Below are 20149 nucleotides of genomic sequence, written 5' to 3'. Positions count from 1 at the left end.
TTCAACCTGAAGGAGTGGACCATGGGAAATCAACGTGCTTTGCTGGTTGCGGCCAGCCTACTGATCGGCCAGAGTGCCTTTGCGGCCGAGCCGGAGGCCTGCAAACAGGTGCGCATGTCCGATCCGGGCTGGACCGACATCACCGCCACCAATGCCGTGGCCGGGGTGGTACTGGAGGCCCTGGGTTATGAGCAAAAAGTGGCCTCGCTGTCGGTGCCCATCACCTATGTGGGCATGCAGAAGTCGCAAATCGACGTGTTTCTGGGCAACTGGATGCCCGCGCAGAAGCCGCTGGTGGAGCCCATCCTTAAAGACGGCGGCATGGAAGTGGTGCGTGCCAACCTGCCCAACGCCAAGTTCACCCTGGCCGTGCCCGGCTACGTGGCCGAACAGGGCGTGAAGACCTTTGCCGATCTGGCCAAGTTTGCCGACAAGTTCGACCGCAAGATCTATGGCATCGAATCCGGCGCACCAGCCAACCAGAACATCAAAAAGATGATCGACGCCAAGAGCTACGGGCTGGGCGGCTGGACGCTGGTGGAGTCCAGCGAGCAAAGCATGCTCAGCCAGGTGGCGCGCAAAGAGCGCGGTAAGGAGTGGATTGTGTTTTTGGCCTGGGAGCCGCACCAGATGAACACCAAGTTCCAGGTTAACTACCTGGACGGCGACAAGGAATACTTTGGCCCCAACTTCGGCAGCGCCACGATCAACACCGTGTCCCGCAAGGGCTACGCCACCCAGTGCCCGAACGTGGGCCGCTTGTTTAGCCAGATGGAATTTACGGTGGACCTGGAAAACAAGGCCATCAGCGCCGTGTTGGAGCAAAAGATGGATGCCAAGGGGGCCGCAGTGCAGCAACTCAAGGCCAACCCCAAGCTGCTGGACGTCTGGCTGGCCGGAGTCAAAACTTACAGCGGCGAAGACGGCCTGGCTGCGGTGAAGAAGGTGCTGGCTGCCAAATAAAGGCCAGCACCGACAGAGGTGGGAAAAAAAGCATGGCTAGTCGGTGCGGGACCAAGATCCCGTACCGTTGGCTAGCAAAAACGATCCTCTCAGACTCCGTTGCGGAGTCTGCGGATCGCCCCACGATGAAACTTGCACACCCCCAGGCTACACACTTCGTGTTTTCGCCTCCCCCCTTGCAGGGGGCAACACTGGCAGACTGGCGGAGCCAGATCTGCGGTGTTTCTGGTGGGGGGCGTTCTGGCTGAACGCTGGGTTGTTGGTTCCGGTTATTTCGTCAGGATCAATTTGCCCAGCTTGGTGTTTTGCAGGCGGTAGACCGAACCGTTGTGCAGGATCTCCACGGCCTTTTGGCCTTTGAGCAGATCACGGCTTTCTACCACCGAAGCCAATTTAGGTGCCGCCTTGCCCATGTCGATGCCTTGGAGCACGCTGTTGGCGTTCTCGCCCGAGGTGGGGTTGAACTGGGGGCGGACTGAGAGGGTTGCGTACATGGTGAATTCCTTGGTGAAAGGTTGCAATATTTTTGCGGTAGGTTAATGATAACCATTCTCAATTAAATCGCAACAGCTTTCATGAATTAATTTTGTAAGCCTCTTGTTACGGGGTTTTCGGCTCGGTGATGAAGCCGATCTTCTTCACCCCCGCCTGCTGCGCTGCCGCCATGACCTGGGCCACGCGCTCGTAGCGCACGTCCTTGTCGCCACGGATGTGCAGCTCGGGCTGCGGCTCTTTGGCGGCTTCGGCTTGCAGCATGGGCACCAGGTTGGCCTCGGCCACCTGGTTCTCGTTCCACCAGTAGTCGCCTTTGGCATCCACGCTCAGGCGGATGGTTTCGGGCTTCACGTCTTGCACCTGGTTGGTGGCGCGGGGCAGGTCGATGTTGACGGCGTGCTTCATCACCGGAATGGTGATGATGAAGATGATCAGCAGCACCAACATCACGTCCACCAGGGGCGTCATGTTGATCTCGTTCATCACCTCATCGGGTTCGTCTTGGGTTCCGAAAGCCATATCAGCTGCCTTTCTTCATCGGCACGACGTTGGCCGCGCTGCCGGTGGCCACGCGGGCACCGGTGACGAAGAAGGCGTGCAGGTCGTGGGCAAAGCTGTTGAGGCGGATCAGGATGGATTTGTTACCGCGCACCAGGGCGTTGTAGCCCAGCACGGCCGGAATCGCCACCGCCAAGCCCAGGGCCGTCATGATCAGCGCTTCGCCGATGGGGCCTGCCACTTTGTCGATGGTGGATTGGCCGGACATGCCGATGCTCAGCAGCGCGTGGTAAATGCCCCAGACCGTGCCAAACAGGCCGATGAACGGTGCGGTGGAGCCCACCGAGGCCAGGATGGCCAGACCCGCCTGCAGCCGGGCGGTGAACTCGTCCATGCTGTTGCGCAGGCAGCGCGTAACCCAGTCGCTCACGTCCAGGCTGTCATGCAGATGGGCCTTGGTGTTGCGGTGGTGGGCGGTGGCTTCGCGGCCTTCCAGGGCCAGCTGCAGGAACGGGTTGCTCGGGTCATCGCCCAGCTTTTTCAGGCCGGTAGCGAAGTCTTCGCTGTGCCAGAAGTCGGCGGCATTGGAGGCCATTTTTTTGAACTTCAAAACATCCAGTGCCTTGATGATGATGACGATCCACGAGGCCAGCGACATGGCAAGCAGGATGATGGCGACGGTTTTGGTGACAAAGTCGCCTTGCGTCCAGACATTGGCGATACCGAATTGCGATTCCATTAAAAACTCCAAAAAAAGAAAAAAATTATTCAAGAACGAAATTGACGGGGGCTTCATACCACATGGACTGCGGTACGCCGTTCACCTTGCCCGCCACGAAGCGGCATTTCAGGATGTGTTCCAGCGCCGATTTGTCCAGCCGCTCAAAGCCGCTGCTCCGCTTGATTTCGGCTTTTTCGGGATGACCATCAATGCCAATAAACACCCGCACCATCACTTTGCCCTGCTCGCCCAGCCGTTTGCTCATGGCCGGGAAGCTGAGCTTGGGGTTATTCAGGTAATCCGCGTCACTGGACGGCAGCACGATTTTGGGCGGCGCAGGCGGTGCGGCAGGCGGGGCTGCGGGGGCGGTCGCTACCGGTTCCGCGATGGGCGGAGCGGGCGGCTGTGGCGTGGTCACCCCGGTGGGCGCATTGGGCGTGGGTGTCGGGTCGGCAATCGCCATTGGGCGCGGCGCGGGCGGGGGTGTGGGGGCCTTGGTTTTGACCACCTGCTGCTTCACCGGCACGGGCGGTGCGGGCGGAGGCGGCTTGGGCTTGGGTGGCTCGACGATCTGGGCCAGCATTTCTACCGGCACGATGATTTCCACCACCTGCCGCACCAGCCCGCTTTGCAAGGCCCACAGCGCAGCGCCGTGGAACACCAGCACGCTGGAGACGATGACGACGTTGCGGCTAAAGCGGGGGGGGGCGAAAGGGGCGGAAGTGGGGGAAGGGGACAAGGTGCTATTCATTCGGAGCGTGCCACACACGCAAACCGCCGTTCCCGTAAGCGAGCGGCAGCGTGCTAAAAGTTATTTACGGAAGATCCACCAGGCCGAGCCTAGTACGAAGATCAGGCTGCCGCCAAATGCGATGAGGAGTGCGAAGAGGAGTTCCATGCCCGACTCTCCAAAATGCTGCTGGCAAGCTGTATGGCCGCTACGGGGTGTGTGGCGCTGCATTGCGCCACGATGTCGCGGGCACAGCCTTCGCAGCGGCCGCACTGGGTGGCTACACCCAATTCGAGCTGGATGTCGTCAAACCCGTAACCGGCCCGCGCGTGGCGAACGATTTCGCGGTCAGAAACGCGGTTGCAGACGCAAACAATCATGGTGGCGAGCAGGGTGGTTAAAAGAAGTTGTGATTATAAATACGAATCCATCGCATTTGCAATAGCTATGGCGGATTACCTTCAAATAACAGGGCCGGCTGGGCCTGGTCCAGGGTTTGGCAGCCGCACAAGGCCATCGCGATCTCCAGCTCGTCGCGCAGCAGGCGCAGCACATGGGCCACGCCCACTGCACCCGCGTTGGCCAGCCCGTACACATAGGGCCGCCCCACCAGCACTGCGCTGGCCCCCAGCGCCATCGCCTTGAGCACATCGGTGCCACGCCGGATGCCGCCATCCACCAGCACCGGCAGGTCGCCCACCGCGTCTTTGATGCGCGGCAGCACGGCGGCGGTGGCGGGCGCGGTGTCCAGCGTGCGGCCCCCGTGGTTGGAGACGATGATGCCCGCTAGCCCCAGCGCGGCGGCCTGGCGGGCATCGGCGGGGTGCAGGATGCCTTTGAGCAGAATCGGTAGCCGGGTGTGGGTTTGCAGCCAGGCCACGTCGTCCCAGGTGGGGGCGTGGGCCAACAGGCCGTCGAACAAGGCGCTTTGGCCGGGGCGCAGTGGCAGCGCAGGCGCAGGCTGGAAGTCGGCCAGGTGCACTGCCGACACCCCCGGTGGCAGCCGGAAGCCCGCGCGGCGCTGCCGGTCGCGCGCGCCTTCGGTGGGGCCATCTACCGTCAGCACCAGGGCTTCACACCCGGCTTGCTCGGCGCGCTGCACCAACGCCACGGTGTGCGCGCGGTCGTTTTGTAAATAAAGTTGGAACCAAAAATGGCCTCTAGCGCTTTCAGATAGGGCGGTAGTAGCTATTATTTCAATAGCAATGCTGGAATTGGTGCTGAGCACCATGCCAGCCCCCAACGCGGCGGCGGCGTAGGCACTGGCCAGCTCGCCGTCGGGGTGGGCCATGCGCTGGAACGCTACCGGGGCCAGCAAAATCGGGTGCGCCAGGGTGCGGCCCAGCAGCTGGATGCGGGTGTGGCCACCGGCCAGGGGTTGCAGTACGCGGGGGTAGAGCTGGCGCGTATCCCAGGCGCTGCGGTTGGCGCGCAGGGTGATCTCGTCGCCCGCGCCGCCACTGAAATAGGCCCAGGCGTTGGCATCCAGCACCGTCTGCGCATGGCGGGCGTGGTCTTCCAGGTTGATGATGCCGGGGGGGATTTTTTCAACGCTGGGGGCATTGGCGGGAGTGTTCATGTGTCGGCCCACATGCGCAAAAGGTTGTGGTACGTGCCGGTGAGGCCCACGATGGCCGGTTCGGTTTCCCCCAAGCTGCCGCGCAGGTGCATTAAATGCTGGTCCATGTCGAATAGCAATTTGCGCTGCTCGGTGCTGCGTACCATGCTCTGAATCCAAAAAAAGCAGGCGGTACGGTGGCCACGCGTCACCGGTTCGACGCGATGCACGCTGGTGCCGGGATAAAGCAGCATGTCGCCCGCTGCCAGTTTGATGCGCTGGGGATTAAATAGCTCGTTGATGACGAGCTCGCCACCGTCGTAGCTGGCGGGGTCGCTGAGAAATAGCGTGCAAGAGATGTCGGTTCGGACGCGTCCGACTCCACCGGGGAGGTAGCGTATGGCGCTATCGACATGGTTGTCGTAGCGGTTGGTTTCGCCGCCATAGCGGTTGAACATGGGCGGTGAGACGTGTTTGGGGAGCGAGGCCGAGAAAAAGATGGCGTGGCGCTCCAGGCCACGCAATACCAGATCGCGCAGCAGTTGCACTTCTTTGCTGCCTTCGGGCAGCTGCTGGTTGTTTTTGGCATGCACCGCTTGGTTGCCAGCGGTGTTGCGCCCATCTGCCCATGCGGCACCATTCAAGACCTCGTGCGCCCATTTCAGTTCATCGGTTGTCAGGAGGTTGGGTAGGTGCAGCAGCATGGGCAGATAGGTGCGCTTAGAAGCGCGTACCGATGGTCAGTTTGTAGGTACGGGGTGCGCCGCTGATCACGAAGCCGGGGTACAGCTGGTCGCCGTACAGCTTGTTGGTGATGTTGGACACGTTCACTTGGGCGTAGGTGTTTTCGGTGAACTTGTACTCGCCCATCACGTCGGCCGTGACGTAGCCTGCGGCCTCGGCGGTTGTGGACTCCGCACCCGTAGTACCTTGCAGAGGGCGGTTCTTGGACATGCCGTTGAAGCCGCCCGCTACGCGCAGTTGCGAGGTCGCCTGGTAGCTCACCCACACGCTGCCGCTGCGCTTGGGGGTCAGGCCCACGCGCTTGCCCACGGAGGCTTGCGCGGCAGTTGCGCTACCGGCTGCGTCGATCTTGGCAATCGGGGTCCAGGCATAAGACAGGTACACCTCCCACTCGGGGGTCAGGCGGCCCACCACATCCAGCTCCACGCCCGCAGAGTGGCGCTTGCCCGACAGCAGGTAGGCAGAACCGGCGAAGTCAGAGTCGGTGGTGCGTTCGTTGTACTTTTCCGTGCGGAACAACGCGCCCCGGGTGGACAGTTGGCCGTCCAGCCAGTCCAGCTTGGCACCCAACTCGATGTTGCGGCTTTTCTCTGGAGGGGTGTTGGAGTTTTGGGCTGTCACGTACTGGTAGGTGTCTGCCGAGGTGTTGAACGAGGTGCCGTACGACAGGTGGTACGAGGCGCTGCTCGATGGCTGGTACAGCAGGCCCAGGCGGTGGCTGAATAGTCCCTCCGACAGGCTGGTCGTGGGCGTTGTGGATGGAACATTGGTGTTCGCATTGGCGTAGTTGAACTGCTGGAAGTCGCCGTCGAACTTGTCGTAGCGCAGACCGGCTAGTACCTTCCAGGTCGGGGCGATTTGGACCACATCTTGCACGTACAGGCCGAATGCCTTGGCTTTGTAGCCCACGGTGTCGCGGTAGGTGGGCTCTACGGTCAGTGTGCGGCCATCGTCTGGCGTGCCCACGGTGGTGTTGCCCTTGTTGTAGTTGGTGCCCACGGTGCCCCAGGCTCCATAGCGGTCGGCCTTTTCAACTGCTGCATCAAAGCCCGTCAAGATTTCGTGGTTCATGTCGAACCAGTTGAAGGTCTTGCTGTAGTCGCTTTGGAAGTAGGTGCCGGTGTACGAGTCTTTGCGCGGCGATAAACCCGCACGGCTCAGTACCGTGGCATCGCTCAGGGTGGCCGAGGTGGTGCCCGTGGCAAACGAGGCGTTGGTGCCCCATTGGGCGCGGTCGAAGGTGCCGCTGCGCAGTTGGGACTTCAGTTCGCCGTTGTCGCTGAAACGGTGGGTGTGTTTCAACGTGACATACGTAGCCTTGCCTTGCAGGTAGTCGCTGTCAGTGCCGTAGAAAGCACCAGGCTTGAGGTTTGGCACACCGGCTAGCGTGCCGGTCACGCCATTGCCCAGCCAGCGGGCGCTGGACTGGGGTACGTTGTCCACGTTCAGATGGAACAGGCCCACAGCGAATTCGTCGGCACTGCCAATGCCGAAGCGGTAGGTGGGGGCGATACCGTATTTGTCGATCTTGGCACCACCGTTGTCGGCCTTGTTGTACATGGCGTTGATGCGCAGGGCCGAGTACTCGTCCAGGCGCAGGTTGAAGTCACCGGTGGTGCGCAGGTAGCCGCGCGAGCCCACGGTGGCTTCCACATCGTGCTGGGTGGTCAGCATGGGTTGCTTGGTGACCTGGTTGACGACGCCGCCGGTGGAGCCCCGGCCAAACAGCATGGAGGCCGAACCGCGCATGACTTCCACGCGGTCGTAGTTGAAGGCATCGCGGTCGTACTGCGAAGGGTCGCGCATACCGTCGATCAGCAAGTCGCCCACGGTGGCCACTGGGAAGCCGCGCAGACGGATGTCTTGGTCGGTGCCGTTTTCGGTGGCGGCAAAGGTAATGCCTGCGGTGTGGTGCAGGGCTTCTTTCAGGGTGTCGATGCGGCGGTCATCCAGCAGCCGCTCGGTCATTACGGTGATCGACTGGGGAATGTCGCGGATGTCCTGGTTGCCCTTGCCGATGCTGGATTTCTTGGTTTGCAGCGCGTCTTTACCTTCTTGCGCTTCGGCTTTTTCTTTGACGATGACAGGCTTGAGTGTTTGCTCTGTGCTGGTTTGCGCCCAGCCGCTGACGGATGCCGCCAACAGCATGGCACCCAGGGGCAACACCGCAAACTGGGCATTGGAATGCACTACGGTTTTAATAGCTGCTTGTGCAGGTACAACATGCGCTAGGGCCTGTTTTTGCTTGAAATTTTTGCGACGAGACATGGAGCTTAGCCTTGAGAAAGTTACAAATGGCAGCTGGCTAATGCGTGGACCTGTGCAGAGGTCGAAATGCTTGGCTTGCTAGATGAAGAAACACCTGGCGATTGTAAAATAATGCGAATCATTCTTGTTATGAATGTTTCTATAAAACCTTCCCACAAGGGGGAAATGCAGTAATCCGTAAAAATTTGTTGCAAACTTGCCACGTCTTTTGTGCCATTTACCCGCAAGTTGGGATTTTTTGCGCCTCGCCTGCGCAAGCCAAAATTTATAAGAAATTAGCCTCAAGCGCATATATAACCTGCGCAAGTAGCTATTTTTTTAATAGCATCAACGCGTCAGGCCAGCCACTTGCCGTGGTTGTCCCACTGCACGCGGTCTAGCTGCTGCGCCAGGGCGTGGGCATCCAGCATGCCGCGCACGCCGCCTTGTGCGCCGCTGGCCAGCCAGTCGGAACCATTTGAGGCCAGGGCTCCGGCGGCGGGCAGGGGCATTTGCTGGGGGCTGCCGCCCTGGGCCGACCACCAGGCCAGTTGCCCGCTGCGGGTGGCGCTAATGACAAAGCGGTCTTCGGTTGCCGGGCCAGATACACAGGCGATGTCACCGCCGTAGCCCCCTAATCCGCGATCTCCCAGGCTGCCGGGTAGGGCAATGCTGCGCAGGCTGTCGCCCTCCAGCAGGGCCAGTAGCGGGGCGGCGTTGCGGGTGGCGGCATCGGTGTGTTCGGCCTGCATGGCCACGGCTACGACTCCGTTGGGGGCGCGGGCCAGGTGGCGCAGGCTTAAAAAGGGGTCGTCCACCCGCCAAGCTTGGCGGAGTGTGCCGGTTTGGGCATCGAGCCGGGCCACGTTGGAGTCCATGCGGCCCAGGTTGCGTTGGGTGCGGCCGGTTTCGGGCAGGTTGAGCCGGCCGCCGTTGGCCACCAGCAGGGTGCTTACTCCTCTTGCGTCGGCCTCTACCAGCAGCATGTGCGGGTCGAGCCCGCCGCTGGGAAATTCGGTGCGCTTTTCCAGGCTGACCGGGTCGCGCACGGCGATGAAGCCGGCCCCGGTGTCGGTGCTGGTCTCCGATGTGTAGAGCGCGCTGCCGTCGGGCGCAAAGCTGGCGTGGCCGCAGAGCACGCGGTCGTCTTCGATGTCATGCCACTGCACGGCGCGGGCGCTGCGGGTGTCAAAGCGCAGCAGGTATTCGCCGGGGCGGCGGGCCACGGCTAGCGCCTGGCCGGGCAGGCCCAGGACGGCGGGTAGCGGCAGCACTTCGTGGGCACGCTTGGGCAGGGCGATGCCGCGCGGCGCACTGCCGAGGTGCCAAACCCCGGCCCAAGCCTGGTCGGCGATGACCCACGACGTGAGCAGGCCAGGGGCAGATGCGCTTGCGTGGCTGGGCAGGGCGAGGCTGGCCGCCATGCAGGCCAGCCAGTCGCGGCGGCGCAGGCGGGGGTTAATCACCATCCGACTCCGAGAAGCCGACCATGGTTTTCAGCTCGGGGGCAATTTTGTCTTCGAGCAGCTTTTTGGCTTGGGCCAGGGCCTGCATGGCGGCGGTGACGGTGGCGGGCCGGGTCGGGTCGGCGGCCGGGACGCGGGTGTGCAGCAGTGCCACGGCGGCCTCTAGCTGGGCGGACAGGGCGAGCTGGTTTTCACCGGCCAGGTAGCCGTTCAGGCTGCCTTGCTCCTGGCTGCGGCTAGTGCCGACCAAGAAGTTTTGCAGGCCCGCCCAGTGGGCCTGCCAGGCGGCGCGGGTGCTGCCGCTGGTGGCGCGCGGCCAGTCGCTGGCGCGGCCACTGCGGGCGGGTTTGCCCATCTTTTTCCAGCGCAGTTGCTCCAGCCCGCCCACGGCCTGGCTGAACCATTCGTTGAAGGCGGCTAGCGCGGTGTCGGGGGTCCAGGCGCGGGCGGCCAGGGCTTCAAAGTCGGCCAGCAGGGCCCGGCCCTCGGTGGCGCAGCCTTGGGCCAGTGCGGTGGCAAAGGCGAGTTGGGCGGCATCGGGCGCGGCTTGCCACAGCAGCCATTCGAGGGCGGGCAGGCCTTTGGCGGGCGCGCCCAGGTCGTCCAGTGCAGCGGCGGTCAGCGGTGGGTTGGGTACGGCGGCGGTCACCATGGCCGGGCGGGTGGGCCAGAAGTCGATGCTGCGGGCGCTACGCCGCTCGATCAGCGGGCCGACGGCTACGGCGTTGAGGCGTTCCCAGTCCAGCAGCGCGGTGCGCCAGGCGCTGCGGGCGGCGGGGAGCTTGCCGCCGCTTGCCAGCAGGTCTGCCAGGGCGGCGCTGGAGCGGGCAAAGGCCTGCGCGGCGGGCACAAAGTGCAGGCGCAGGGTGTTGCGTACCCAGTCGGTCTGGGTGATGGCCGGGCTGGCGATGCGGGTGGGCAGGCCAGCCGCCCCGGCGGCGCTGCACAGCGCACCCAGGCCGAATGCCAGCCAGTCACGCCGGTTTAAGCGGCGGTTGATCAAAAGGGTCACGGCGGGCTTTCTGTCAGAGGGAGTTCACAAATTTCACCAGCGCATCTCGGTCGGTTTTGGGCATTTTCAGCACCTGCTGGCGGGCCGCATCGGCTTCGCCACCGTGCCACAAAATCGCTTCCAGCGTGTTGCGGGCGCGGCCATCGTGCAGCAGGAAGCTGTGGTTATTGACGTCGGGAATCAGGCCAATGCCCCACAGCGGCGGGGTGCGCCATTGTTGGCCGTTGGCCAGGCCGTCGGGGCGGCCATCGGCCAGGCCCTTGCCCATGTCGTGCAGCAGCAGATCGGTGTAGGGGGTGATCTTTTGCTGGCGCAGTGCGGGGAAGGCCGAGTTGCCGGTGGTGTAGCTGGGGCGGTGGCATACGGCGCATTGGGCTTGGGCAAACAGGGCTTGGCCCCGGCGCACGTCCACAGCGTCATAGTTGCGCCGGGCGGGCACGGCCAGCGTGGCTTCGTACTGGATGACTTTGGTCAGCGTGGCGTTGTCGATTTCGGGGCTACCGTTTTCGCCCCCGCGCGGCGCGGTGCGGCAGTCTTTCTGCCGGGGCATGCAGTTCTCTTGCGGGAAGTGCTCGGAGGTGATGCCGATGTCGCCATTGAAGGCCCCAGCGGTTTGGTGCGCCAGCGAGCCCATATTGGCTTTCCAGCCCAAACGGCCCACCACTACTTTGCCCGCAAACGGGTCGAAGACGCGGTTGACCATGCCTTTGATGTTGTCGTCGCGGCTGGCTTGCTGCTGCACGTTGGCCAGGATGTCGGCCTCGGGGATGGCATCGATCAGGCCCACGCCGGGCATTTGCGGTGCGATGCGCGGGCCCACCAGGGTGCCGGGCTGCATGGGCCCATAGCCCAGGTCGGTAAAGCGGTAGTGCGGCTGGCGCAGGCTGTAGCGCGTGCCATCGGCAAACTGGCCGGGCAGTTCGGTGTAGCGGATGCGGACTTTGCCCTCGGGGCGCACGCCTTGCACGGCAGAGTTGGCGAACTGTTCGCCGTAGGTGGGTTCATGCTGGGGCTTGCCCTGTGCGTCCAGCACCGACAGGCGGAACAGCAAGCCGATGGGCTGCTCGGCGGTGATGCCGTTTTTGAACGTGTTCGGCGGTGCGCCGCGTCCGTCCTGGGTGTGGCAGCCGCCGCAGGAGCGGGCGATGAAGTGCGGCCCCAGGCCGTCGCGGGCGGTGGTGGAGGACGGGGCTTCGACCCAGTTGCGGCGGAAAAATGAGTTGCCGATAGCAAAGTTGGTGCGGGCTTCTTCGTCCAGATTGGCGGCGGGGAACGAGAAGGCGTTCAGGCCCTCTTCAAACACGGTGGTGTCGCCGCCGGGTTTTTCTTCTGAGGTATTAATAGTGGGGGGTGTTGCCAGGGCTAGCCACGCCACAGCCGCCCCGACTGATGTCAGGGCGGTGGTGATGAGGGTGCGCCAGCTTGTTTTTTGCAAGAGGGGCTGACGCATCGGCTTATTCTTTGGCGGGGTCTACCAAGGTGAGTTTGGTGATGCCCACAGCCTTGGCGGCGTCCAGGAAGTCTTTGCTTTGCAGTTTGAGTGCATCGGCCACGGCCTGCACGCGCTTGCGGCCTTCGATATCAACGATTTCGCGGTCAAACGGCGCGCGGATGGCTTCGGCGGCTTTCACGCTGGCGGCGATGTGGCTGCTGGTGCGTTCGGCGGTGGCGGCATCTTTCAAGGCCACCAGGTCGCGCAGCGACGCGCCTTGCAGCACGCTGCCGTCGGCACGCTTGAATCGGCCGAGCCAGACGTTTTCAATGCCGGTGGCGTTGGCCACCACATCGCGGTGGGTGTTGTCGGAGAAGCAGGAATGCTCGTCTTCCTGGTTCTTGGAGGCCAGGGCGACTTCAATGCGCTCACCGGCCAGTTCGCCGCGCGACAAGGAGCCTACGCCGACCAGCATGTTGCGCAGGGCGCTGGGGCTGGATTTTTCAAACTTGGCGCGGTAGTTTTTGGCATCGGGGGCCCAGGCTTTGGCCAGGCCGGACAGGTCGCTGACCAGCAGCTCGGTGACCACCTTCAGGTACTCACGGCGGCGGTCGGCGTGGGGGGTGTTGCCATCCACAAAGTCTTCAAACGAACGGTTGCCCGGGCCGGTGGTGCTCAGGTCTTGGCCCCACAGCAAAAATTCGATGGCGTGCCAGCCGGTGGCAATGTTTTCTTCGCCGCCGCGTTCGTTCAGTGCGGAGAGGCTTTTGGCGGTGATTTTGGCTTTGGGGTTGTTGATGATGCCGGCTTTGGGCTTGCCCACCACGTAGTCCACATAGGCTTCGTCCATCGGCCAGGCGTTGATGCGGCCTTCGGGGCCGTTTTTGTCGTCAATCGGGCCTGCGTAGAAGCGGAAGGCTTCGGTCTGGCCGTAAAACTCGCGGGCTGCCAGCCAGGCGGTACGGGCTTTGGCCAAACCTTCGGCGCTGGGGGCGACGTTGAAGGCGGTGATGGCGGCTTGCAGCGCCTGGGCCGTGGTCAATGTATCTTCGTAGCTGGCGTACACCAGCTTGCTGTAGTCGGCGGTGACAGCGGCAGCGGTGACGGGGGTGGTTTGGGCGGTCGCAGCAAAAGCCGTCAGCAGGGCGGCACTCAGCAAAAGAGATTTCACGGCACAGGTCCTTGGTGTTCCGGCCCGCGAATCGCAAGAACTTTGCGGTTTACGCGGGTGGGTCAAAGCCTATTGTAATGAGATTGATTCTTGATACGGAGCACCCGGAAATTGTTTTAAAACTTACGCAGTGCCCCCTGTGTCGCCCTCTGGGCGCATAGAGGGGCTTGCGTAAGTCCTGTGTTTTACCCGTCGAGGTTGATCTTCGTCACCAATGTTTGCAATGTGCTTGTGGCCTGGTCGTTTTCTACCTGGCAGGTGCCTGCCGCATGGTGCCCGCCGCCGCCGTATTGCAGCATCAGTTCGCCCACATTGGTTTTGCTGTTGCGGTCCAGAATCGACTTGCCGGTGGCAAACACCGTGTTTTGTTTTTGCACGCCCCACATCACGTGGATGGAGATGTTGCACTGCGGAAACAGCGCGTAAATCATGAACCGGTTGGTGGCCCAGATGGTCTCTTCTTCGCGCAGGTCCAGTACTACCAGGTTGCCGTGAACCTTGGCGCAACGCTGGATTTGCTCTTTGGCTTTGGCGGCATGCTCTTGGTAGATGTCGATGCGTTCTTTGACGTCGGGCAGCGACAAAATATCTTCAATGCCGTGGTCGCGGCAGTACTGGATCAAATCCATCATCAGCGCGTAGTTGCTGATGCGGAATTCACGAAAGCGCCCCAGGCCGGTACGTGCGTCCATCAGATAGTTCAGCAGCACCCAGCCAGCAGGCGCCATGATTTCTTCGCGCACGTACTGGGCCGAGTCGGCTTTGTCTACCGCGTCCATCATGTCCACGGTGATGTTGGGGAAGGCTTTTTCACCGCCGTAGTAGTCAAACACCACGCGCGCCGCTGAGGGCGCGTTGGCATCAATGACATGGTTTTTAAGGCCACTCTGGTTACGAATGGTCTCCGACGCATGGTGGTCAAACGCGATGTGCGCAGCCGCAACGTAGGGCAGGTTGGTGGTGATGTCACGCTCGGTGATGTCCACTTTGCCGTCTTGCATGTCCTTGGGATGGACGAACTTGATCTCGTCAATCATGTTCAGCTCGTTGAGCAGCACGGCACATACCAGCCCGTCGAAATCACTGCGGGTGACCAAACGAAATTTTTCAGCGCCCATGGAGTCCATCCTTTTTGCCGTGTTGGTGGTTACAAAATGTGTAATGATTATGCCGCCAAGGCCAAGGCTTGGCAGTTAAAACGTGCCGGGTAGCAGAATGCTTTTGTCGACCGTGCTGATCTGGGTATGGCCGCAAAAAGCCATCGTGACATCCAGCTCTTTGTGCAGAATTTCCAGGCATTTGGTGACCCCGGCCTCGCCCATCGCGCCCAGCCCGTACAAAAAGCTGCGTCCAATCATCGTGCCACGTGCACCCAGGGCCCAGGCCTTCAAAACGTCTTGGCCGGAGCGAATGCCGCTGTCCATCCAGACCTCGATTTCCGAGCCGACTGCGTCGTTGATGGCGGGTAGCGCTGCGATGGCGCTGGGGGCTCCATCCAACTGGCGGCCCCCGTGGTTAGACACCACGATGGCATCGGCACCACTGTGCGCGGCCAAGCGGGCATCTTCTGCATCCATGATGCCCTTGAGGATCAGCTTGCCGCCCCAGCGCTTTTTGATCCACTCCACATCGTTCCAGTCGAGTTGAGGGTCAAACTGCTCTTTGGTCCAGGCGCTGAGCGACGACATATCGCTGACGTTTTTGGCGTGCCCCACCAGGTTGCCAAAGCTGTGGCGGCGCGTGCCGGCCATGCCCAGACACCAGCGCGGCTTGGTCATCAGGTTGAGGATATTGGCCAGCGTGGGTTTGGGCGGCGCAGTCATGCCGTTTTTCAGGTCTTTGTGGCGCTGGCCCAGCACCTGTAGGTCCAGCGTCAGCACCAGGGCCGAGCATCCCGCCGCCTTGGCGCGCTCCATCAGGGCTTCCATGAAGGCACGGTCGCGCATCCAATAAAGCTGGAACCAGAACGGGGCCTTGGTGTGGGCGGCAATGTCTTCCAGCGAGCAGATGCTCATGGTGGACAAGGTGAACGGAATGCCGAACTTCTCGGCTGCCCGCGCCGCCAGAATCTCGCCGTCGGCATGCTGCATGCCGGTCAGGCCAGTGGGGGCTATAGCTACCGGCATGGTGGCATCCTGGCCGACCATCTTCACCCGGGTGCTGCGGTTGGCCATATTGACTGCCACCCGCTGGCGCAGCTTGATTTTTTGGAAGTCGGCCGAATTGGCGCGGTAGGTGCTCTCGGTCCACGAGCCGGAGTCGGCGTAGTCGTAGAACATGCGCGGCACACGTTTTTGCGCCAGCACGCGCAGGTCTTCGATATTGGTAATGACGTGGGGCAAAGCTGTCTCCTGAAGATCGGTGATGCTAGCGGGCTTGAGGTCGGCGTGGGCTGAAGAAATTTTGGCCTAGGCAGCATTTTTCTCAAACAGCTTTACGGTAAGAAAGAATCCGTTGTAGAATAGTAAGCTTAGCGGCTGTAGCTCAGTTGGATAGAGTACTTGGCTACGAACCAAGGGGTCGTGGGTTCAATTCCTGCCAGCCGCACCAAATGTAGAAGCCCGTAATCGCAAGGTTACGGGCTTTTTACTTGGGTTTTCCTCGGTAGAGGAGAATCCGTTGTAGAATTATGAGCTCAGCGGCTGTAGCTCAGTTGGATAGAGTACTTGGCTACGAACCAAGGGGTCGTGGGTTCAATTCCTGCCAGCCGCACCAAAATGTAAAACCCCGTCATCGCAAGATGGCGGGGTTTTTACTTTTTGCATTCACTTTCACGGTAAGGTAGCCAGCTTATGAGCAAAGCCTTTACCCGCGAAACCGATGCCGACCAGGACGACGATGGCGATGCCCCGGCATCCGCGCCCTTGCCCGCAGGCAGCAAAAACTACATGACACCCCAGGGCTACGCCCGCTTGCGTGCCGAATTCACCGAGCTGATGGAGGTGGATCGACCCAAGATCGTGGATGTCATCTACTGGGCGGCCAGCAACGGCGATCGTTCGGAAAATGGCGACTACATCTACGGGAAAAAACGCCTGCGCGAGATCGACCGGCGTATCCGCTTCCTGACCAAGCGCTTGGAAATCGCCGAAGTCGTGGACCCCAGCGTCCATTTTGGCAACGACCAAATTTTCTTCGGCTCCACCGTGGCGTATGAGGATGCCTCGGGCCAGGAGCGTACGGTCACGATCTACGGCATAGACGAGGCCGACACCGCCCAGGGGCAGGTCAGTTGGGTGTCCCCGATTGCCCGCGCGCTGCTGAAGGCGCGGGTGGGCGATGTGGTGCGCTTGTTGTCCCCGGTGGGGGCACAAGAGATTGAAGTGCTGCGGGTGGATTACCCGGCCCCAAAGCAGATTTAAGCCGAAGGTTTAGCCCGTACCGCCCGCAATACCGAGGGTGTGCGTTTGAGCTGGCGCAGGGCCAGTTCTAAATGGGCGTGGTCCCGCACCGACACCAAAAAGCGCAAATCGGTTGCGTCATGGATGCCTTCTTGCCCCATGTCCACGTGGGTAATGTCCACTTCCGCAGCGGACAGCGCGGCAGCGGCCTTGGCCAAAACGCCCTTGCTGTTTTGCACCGTCACGACGACACCGGTTTCAAACAACCGTACGGGCTCATCTGCCCAGTCCACTGCAATAAAACGCTCGCTGTCCTTGTGTTGCAAGCGTTTGGCAACCGTGCAGTCGGCGGTGTGTACCACCAAGCCTTCGCCGCGCCCGAGGTAGCCGACGATGGCATCGCCCGGAATCGGCCTGCAACAGCGGGCAAACTGCACCGAGGTGTTTTCGCTGCCGTCCAGCACCACGGCACCTTGCGACACGGTTTCATGGGCGGTGTAGCGTTCACGGGTCAGCAGCAAGGCATCGGGTTTTTCACCAATCTCTGCCAGCAGCACCACCAAACGCTTCGCAATGATGCTGGCGACGCGTTTGCCCAGACTGATGTCGGTGAGCAATTCGATCCGGGTGCGGTTGCCGGTAAAGCGCAGCAACTTGTCCCAGATGGGTTGGCCTTCGGGGGTGGAGGGCGGGAGCCGTTCCAGGCCCTCGGCCCGCAAAGCCTGGGCGAGCAATTTTTCACCCATGCTCTCGGATTCGGTTTGCGCCATGCTTTTCAGGTGGTGGCGAATTTTGGAGCGGGCCCGTCCGGTACGTACAAAACCCAGCCAGGCCGGATTCGGTGCCGATACCGGTGCCGTAATCACTTCAATGATGTCGCCGTTGCGCAGTTCGGTGCGCAACGGTACTTGTTCACCGTTGATCTTGGCGGCTACGGTACGGTCGCCCACATTGCTGTGGATGGCGTAGGCAAAGTCCACCACCGTGGCACCGCGCGGCATGGCCATGATCTGGCTTTTGGGCGTGAAAACGTACACCGCGTCGGGAAACAGATCCACCTTGACGTGGTCCCAGAACTCGGCGGCATCGCGGGTTTCGTCCTGGATGTCGAGCAGCGATTGCAGCCATTTGGTGCCTAACCGTTCGGCGGTGGCGCTATCGGTCTCGTTGTTTTTATACAGCCAGTGCGCGGCAACACCAGACTCGGCCACCAGGTGCATGGCCTCGGTGCGCATTTGGAATTCGACGTTGACGCTGGACGGCCCCACCAGCGTGGTGTGCAGCGACTGGTAGCCGTTGAGCTTGGCAATGGCGATGTGGTCTTTGAACTTGCCCGGCACCGGCTTGTAAAGCTGGTGCAGCACCCCTAGGGCGGTATAGCAGTCCGTCACATGGGGCACGATGACCCGAAAGCCGTAAATATCGGTCACCTGGGCAAAGGTGAGGTGCTTGTCGTCCATCTTTTGGTAGATGGAGTACAGCGTTTTTTCGCGCCCAGCAATACGCACCGAAATGGCAGTTTGCGCAAATGCAGCCTCGACTTCTTGCTGCACTTTTTGTACTAAGTCGCGGCGTCGGTTGCGGGCCTTGGCGACGGCTTTGGCCAAAATTGCGTAGCGCCAGGGTCGCAGGTGGCGAAACGACAGGTCTTGCAGTTCGCGGTAGGTTTGGTTTAACCCCAGGCGGTGGGCGATGGGGGCGTAAATATCCAGGGTTTCGGAGGCAATGCGGGCCCATTTGGCACGAGGCATATCGCCCATGGTGCGCATATTGTGGGTGCGGTCGGCCAGCTTGATCAAAATGACCCGCACGTCGCGGGCCATGGCCAGCAGCATCTTGCGGAACGACTCGGCCTGGTTTTCTTCGCGGGTGTTGAATTGCAGCTTGTCGAGTTTGGTCAGGCCATCGACCAGCTCGGCCACCGGCGCGCCAAAGCGTTCTATTAGCTCGGGTTTGGTGACGCCGCAGTCTTCCATCGCGTCGTGTAGCAGGGCGGCCATCAGGGCTTGGGCATCCAGCTTCCAGGCAGCGCATTGGGCGGCGACGGCAATGGGGTGGGTGATGTACGGCTCGCCGCTTTTACGCATCTGGCCGAGATGGGCCTCGTCGGCAAAACGGTAGGCCTGGCGCACCTGCTCTACGCTGGTGGCATCCAGGTAGTGCAGGTTGGCCATCAGCGCCGCAAAGCTGGCGGCTGCGGCATTGGCGGCCGCTGGGCTGGGTGGGCTCCCCCCTTTTTTTGGCTGCGGTTTGGGCGGCGTGCCGTCGTCAGGAAAATGCGTGTCACTCATGGCTTGAATATAGCTTGCACCTTGTATCTGCCATGCGCGCAATAAAAAAGGCACCGCATTGCGGTGCCTTTTAAAGTGGGGTTTAGGCCGGATGGAATCAGTTAGGCACTTTTTTCAGCATCTCGATGCCGACTTTGCCTGCTGCGATTTCGCGCAGCGCGGTGACCACAGGCTTGTTCTTGCTTTCGATCTTGGGAGCGTGGCCCTGGCTCAGCATGCGGGCCCGGTACGTTGCGGCCAGCACCAGCTGGAAACGGTTAGGGATTTGCACCAGGCAATCTTCGACGGTGATACGGGCCATGAAATTCTCCAGAAAACTTTTGCAACACGACTTGCACAGAAGTGCGAAGTCTTAAGAAATACCTAGGGATTTGAAGGTGTCGGCTCGGGCACGGCGCTGGGCCGTAAATTTGAGCCGCTGGGCATGCACAATCGTTTTCAGGTCGAAAACTGCCCGGTCAAATAGCTCATTGATTATAACGAAGTCGAATTTATGGGCTTGTTCCATCTCAATTGCGGCATTGGCCAGGCGCAATTCGATCACGTCGGGGGCATCTTCGCCCCGCCGCTCCAGCCGGGAACGCAGCTCTTCCCAGCTGGGCGGCAGGATGAAAATCAGCACCGCGTTGGCAAAAATTTGCTTGATTTGCACCGCACCCTGGAAGTCGATTTCCAAAACCACGTCGGACCCCAGTGCCATGCGCTCTTCAATGGCTTTTTTGGCGGTGCCGTAGCGGTTGCCATGCACCTCGGCCCATTCCACAAACGCATCGGCCGCCACCATGGCATCAAATTCAGATTGCGAGGCAAAGAAGTATTCGCGCCCGTGCTTTTCCTGGCCGCGCGGGTCGCGGGTGGTGTGCGATACCGAGGGCTGCACTTTGGCGTCCAGTTCCATCAAAGCCTTGACCAGGGTAGACTTTCCGGCCCCGCTGGGGGCGGCTACGACGATCAAATTTCCGGGGTAGTCCATGCTGTGTGGGCCTTGTAGGCAGTCAAAAAATGGCACATTCTATATTTCCCCCATCGCCAACAGTAGGCCAATGCGCTTCTGCAATCGCTGACAATACGGCCTATGAATTGGCTTAACGATGTGAAATGGGACGCCCAAGGGCTGGTCCCGGTGATTGCGCAAGAGGCTGGCAGCGGCGACGTGCTGATGTTCGCCTGGATGAACCGCGAGGCGCTAGAGAAAACGGCGGCCTTGGGGCGCGCGGTGTATTTCAGCCGCTCGCGCAACCGCCTGTGGTTCAAGGGCGAGGAGTCAGGCCATGTGCAAACCGTGCACGAAATTCGGCTAGATTGCGACAACGATGTGGTCTTGCTGAAGGTGACCCAGCTTGGCCACACCCCCGGCATTGCCTGCCACACAGGCCGCCACAGCTGCTTTTTCAGTGTGCTGGACATCGACGCCACTGGCGATAAAGCCTGGAAAGCCACCGAGCCGGTCTTGAAAGACCCGGAATCTATCTACAAGTAA

At 61.3% G+C, this 20149-nt stretch carries 20 protein-coding genes and 2 tRNA genes; 5 read left to right on the top strand and 17 right to left on the bottom strand.

What is annotated here, in order from left to right; all coding sequences use genetic code 11:
- Positions 1-21: 21 nt before the first annotated feature.
- Positions 22-963 (top strand): choline ABC transporter substrate-binding protein, encoded by a 942-nt coding sequence (gene choX, locus AC0969_RS03830; protein ID WP_479622789.1) that lies wholly within the window; start codon positions 22-24, stop codon positions 961-963.
- Between the two features lie 269 nt (positions 964-1232).
- Here the strand turns inward: choX and hemP are convergent, their stop codons facing one another.
- The 14 genes from hemP to AC0969_RS03760 all read right to left on the bottom strand — a co-directional run bounded on the left by hemP (position 1233) and on the right by AC0969_RS03760 (position 15379).
- Entirely contained in the window at positions 1233-1457 is a 225-nt protein-coding gene (gene hemP / locus AC0969_RS03825; RefSeq protein WP_479622788.1) for a hemin uptake protein HemP, read from the bottom strand.
- Between the two features lie 106 nt (positions 1458-1563).
- A complete protein-coding gene (locus tag AC0969_RS03820) occupies positions 1564-1977 on the bottom strand; it encodes an ExbD/TolR family protein (RefSeq protein ID WP_479622787.1) in 414 nt (137 codons plus the stop codon).
- A 1-nt stretch (position 1978) separates the two neighbouring features.
- Positions 1979-2695, bottom strand: a complete 717-nt coding sequence (locus tag AC0969_RS03815) for a MotA/TolQ/ExbB proton channel family protein (protein ID WP_479622786.1) — start codon at positions 2693-2695, stop codon at positions 1979-1981.
- 25 nt (positions 2696-2720) lie between these two features.
- On the bottom strand, positions 2721-3416 hold the full coding sequence (locus AC0969_RS03810; RefSeq protein ID WP_479622785.1) for an energy transducer TonB: 696 nt from the start codon (positions 3414-3416) through the stop codon (positions 2721-2723).
- A 113-nt stretch (positions 3417-3529) separates the two neighbouring features.
- On the bottom strand, positions 3530-3787 hold the full coding sequence (locus AC0969_RS03805) for a (2Fe-2S)-binding protein (RefSeq protein WP_479622784.1): 258 nt from the start codon (positions 3785-3787) through the stop codon (positions 3530-3532).
- 65 nt (positions 3788-3852) lie between these two features.
- Positions 3853-4986, bottom strand: a complete 1134-nt coding sequence (locus tag AC0969_RS03800) for an alpha-hydroxy acid oxidase (protein WP_479622783.1) — start codon at positions 4984-4986, stop codon at positions 3853-3855.
- Positions 4983-5669, bottom strand: coding sequence for a Fe2+-dependent dioxygenase (locus AC0969_RS03795; RefSeq protein WP_479622782.1), 687 nt, complete (start codon positions 5667-5669; stop codon positions 4983-4985). Before AC0969_RS03795 ends, AC0969_RS03800 begins: the two co-directional genes overlap by 4 nt.
- 16 nt (positions 5670-5685) lie before the next feature.
- Positions 5686-7977 (bottom strand): TonB-dependent receptor, encoded by a 2292-nt coding sequence (locus AC0969_RS03790; RefSeq protein WP_479622781.1) that lies wholly within the window; start codon positions 7975-7977, stop codon positions 5686-5688.
- 335 nt (positions 7978-8312) lie between these two features.
- Positions 8313-9422 carry a DUF1513 domain-containing protein gene (locus AC0969_RS03785; protein WP_479622780.1) on the bottom strand — a complete coding sequence of 370 codons (1110 nt, stop codon included), beginning with the start codon at positions 9420-9422 and terminating at the stop codon, positions 8313-8315.
- Positions 9415-10434: an imelysin family protein gene (locus AC0969_RS03780; protein ID WP_479622779.1), complete on the bottom strand. Its 1020-nt coding sequence runs from the start codon at positions 10432-10434 to the stop codon at positions 9415-9417. The genes AC0969_RS03785 and AC0969_RS03780 overlap by 8 nt, the downstream gene beginning before the upstream one ends.
- A gap of 13 nt (positions 10435-10447) precedes the next feature.
- Entirely contained in the window at positions 10448-11884 is a 1437-nt protein-coding gene (locus AC0969_RS03775) for a di-heme oxidoreductase family protein (RefSeq protein ID WP_479622778.1), read from the bottom strand.
- A gap of 4 nt (positions 11885-11888) precedes the next feature.
- Positions 11889-13037: an imelysin family protein gene (locus tag AC0969_RS03770; RefSeq protein ID WP_479622777.1), complete on the bottom strand. Its 1149-nt coding sequence runs from the start codon at positions 13035-13037 to the stop codon at positions 11889-11891.
- A gap of 185 nt (positions 13038-13222) precedes the next feature.
- Positions 13223-14155 (bottom strand): exopolyphosphatase, encoded by a 933-nt coding sequence (locus AC0969_RS03765; protein WP_479622776.1) that lies wholly within the window; start codon positions 14153-14155, stop codon positions 13223-13225.
- Positions 14156-14230: 75 nt separating this feature from the next.
- Positions 14231-15379 (bottom strand): alpha-hydroxy acid oxidase, encoded by a 1149-nt coding sequence (locus tag AC0969_RS03760; protein WP_479622775.1) that lies wholly within the window; start codon positions 15377-15379, stop codon positions 14231-14233.
- Positions 15380-15510: 131 nt separating this feature from the next.
- Between AC0969_RS03760 and AC0969_RS03755 the strand changes: the two genes are divergently transcribed.
- The 3 genes from AC0969_RS03755 (at position 15511) to greB (ending at position 16399) form a co-directional block, all read left to right on the top strand.
- Positions 15511-15587, top strand: a tRNA-Arg gene (locus AC0969_RS03755).
- Positions 15588-15675: 88 nt separating this feature from the next.
- A tRNA-Arg gene (locus AC0969_RS03750) sits at positions 15676-15752 on the top strand.
- A gap of 77 nt (positions 15753-15829) precedes the next feature.
- Complete coding sequence (gene greB / locus AC0969_RS03745) at positions 15830-16399, top strand: transcription elongation factor GreB (RefSeq protein WP_479622774.1); 570 nt, start codon at positions 15830-15832, stop codon at positions 16397-16399.
- On the opposite strand, the gene AC0969_RS03740 is transcribed toward greB, so the two are convergent.
- The 3 genes from AC0969_RS03740 to gmk form a co-directional block, all read right to left on the bottom strand.
- Positions 16396-18669: a RelA/SpoT family protein gene (locus AC0969_RS03740; RefSeq protein ID WP_479622773.1), complete on the bottom strand. Its 2274-nt coding sequence runs from the start codon at positions 18667-18669 to the stop codon at positions 16396-16398. The genes greB and AC0969_RS03740 overlap by 4 nt on opposite strands.
- A 97-nt stretch (positions 18670-18766) precedes the next feature.
- The gene (rpoZ, locus tag AC0969_RS03735; protein ID WP_295955342.1) at positions 18767-18970 is read right to left on the bottom strand and encodes a DNA-directed RNA polymerase subunit omega; all 204 of its coding nucleotides are present in this window, start codon (positions 18968-18970) and stop codon (positions 18767-18769) included.
- 51 nt (positions 18971-19021) lie between these two features.
- Positions 19022-19642 (bottom strand): guanylate kinase, encoded by a 621-nt coding sequence (gene gmk / locus AC0969_RS03730; RefSeq protein WP_479622772.1) that lies wholly within the window; start codon positions 19640-19642, stop codon positions 19022-19024.
- A gap of 102 nt (positions 19643-19744) precedes the next feature.
- Here gmk and hisI point away from each other — a divergent pair, with 102 nt between their 5' ends.
- Positions 19745-20149, top strand: a complete 405-nt coding sequence (gene hisI, locus AC0969_RS03725; protein WP_479622771.1) for a phosphoribosyl-AMP cyclohydrolase — start codon at positions 19745-19747, stop codon at positions 20147-20149.

The sequence above is a fragment of the Rhodoferax sp. LB1P47 genome, from assembly GCF_056521445.1.
The sequence above is the reverse complement of the archived record's forward strand: the minus strand, read 5'-3'. Positions and strand labels throughout refer to the sequence as shown.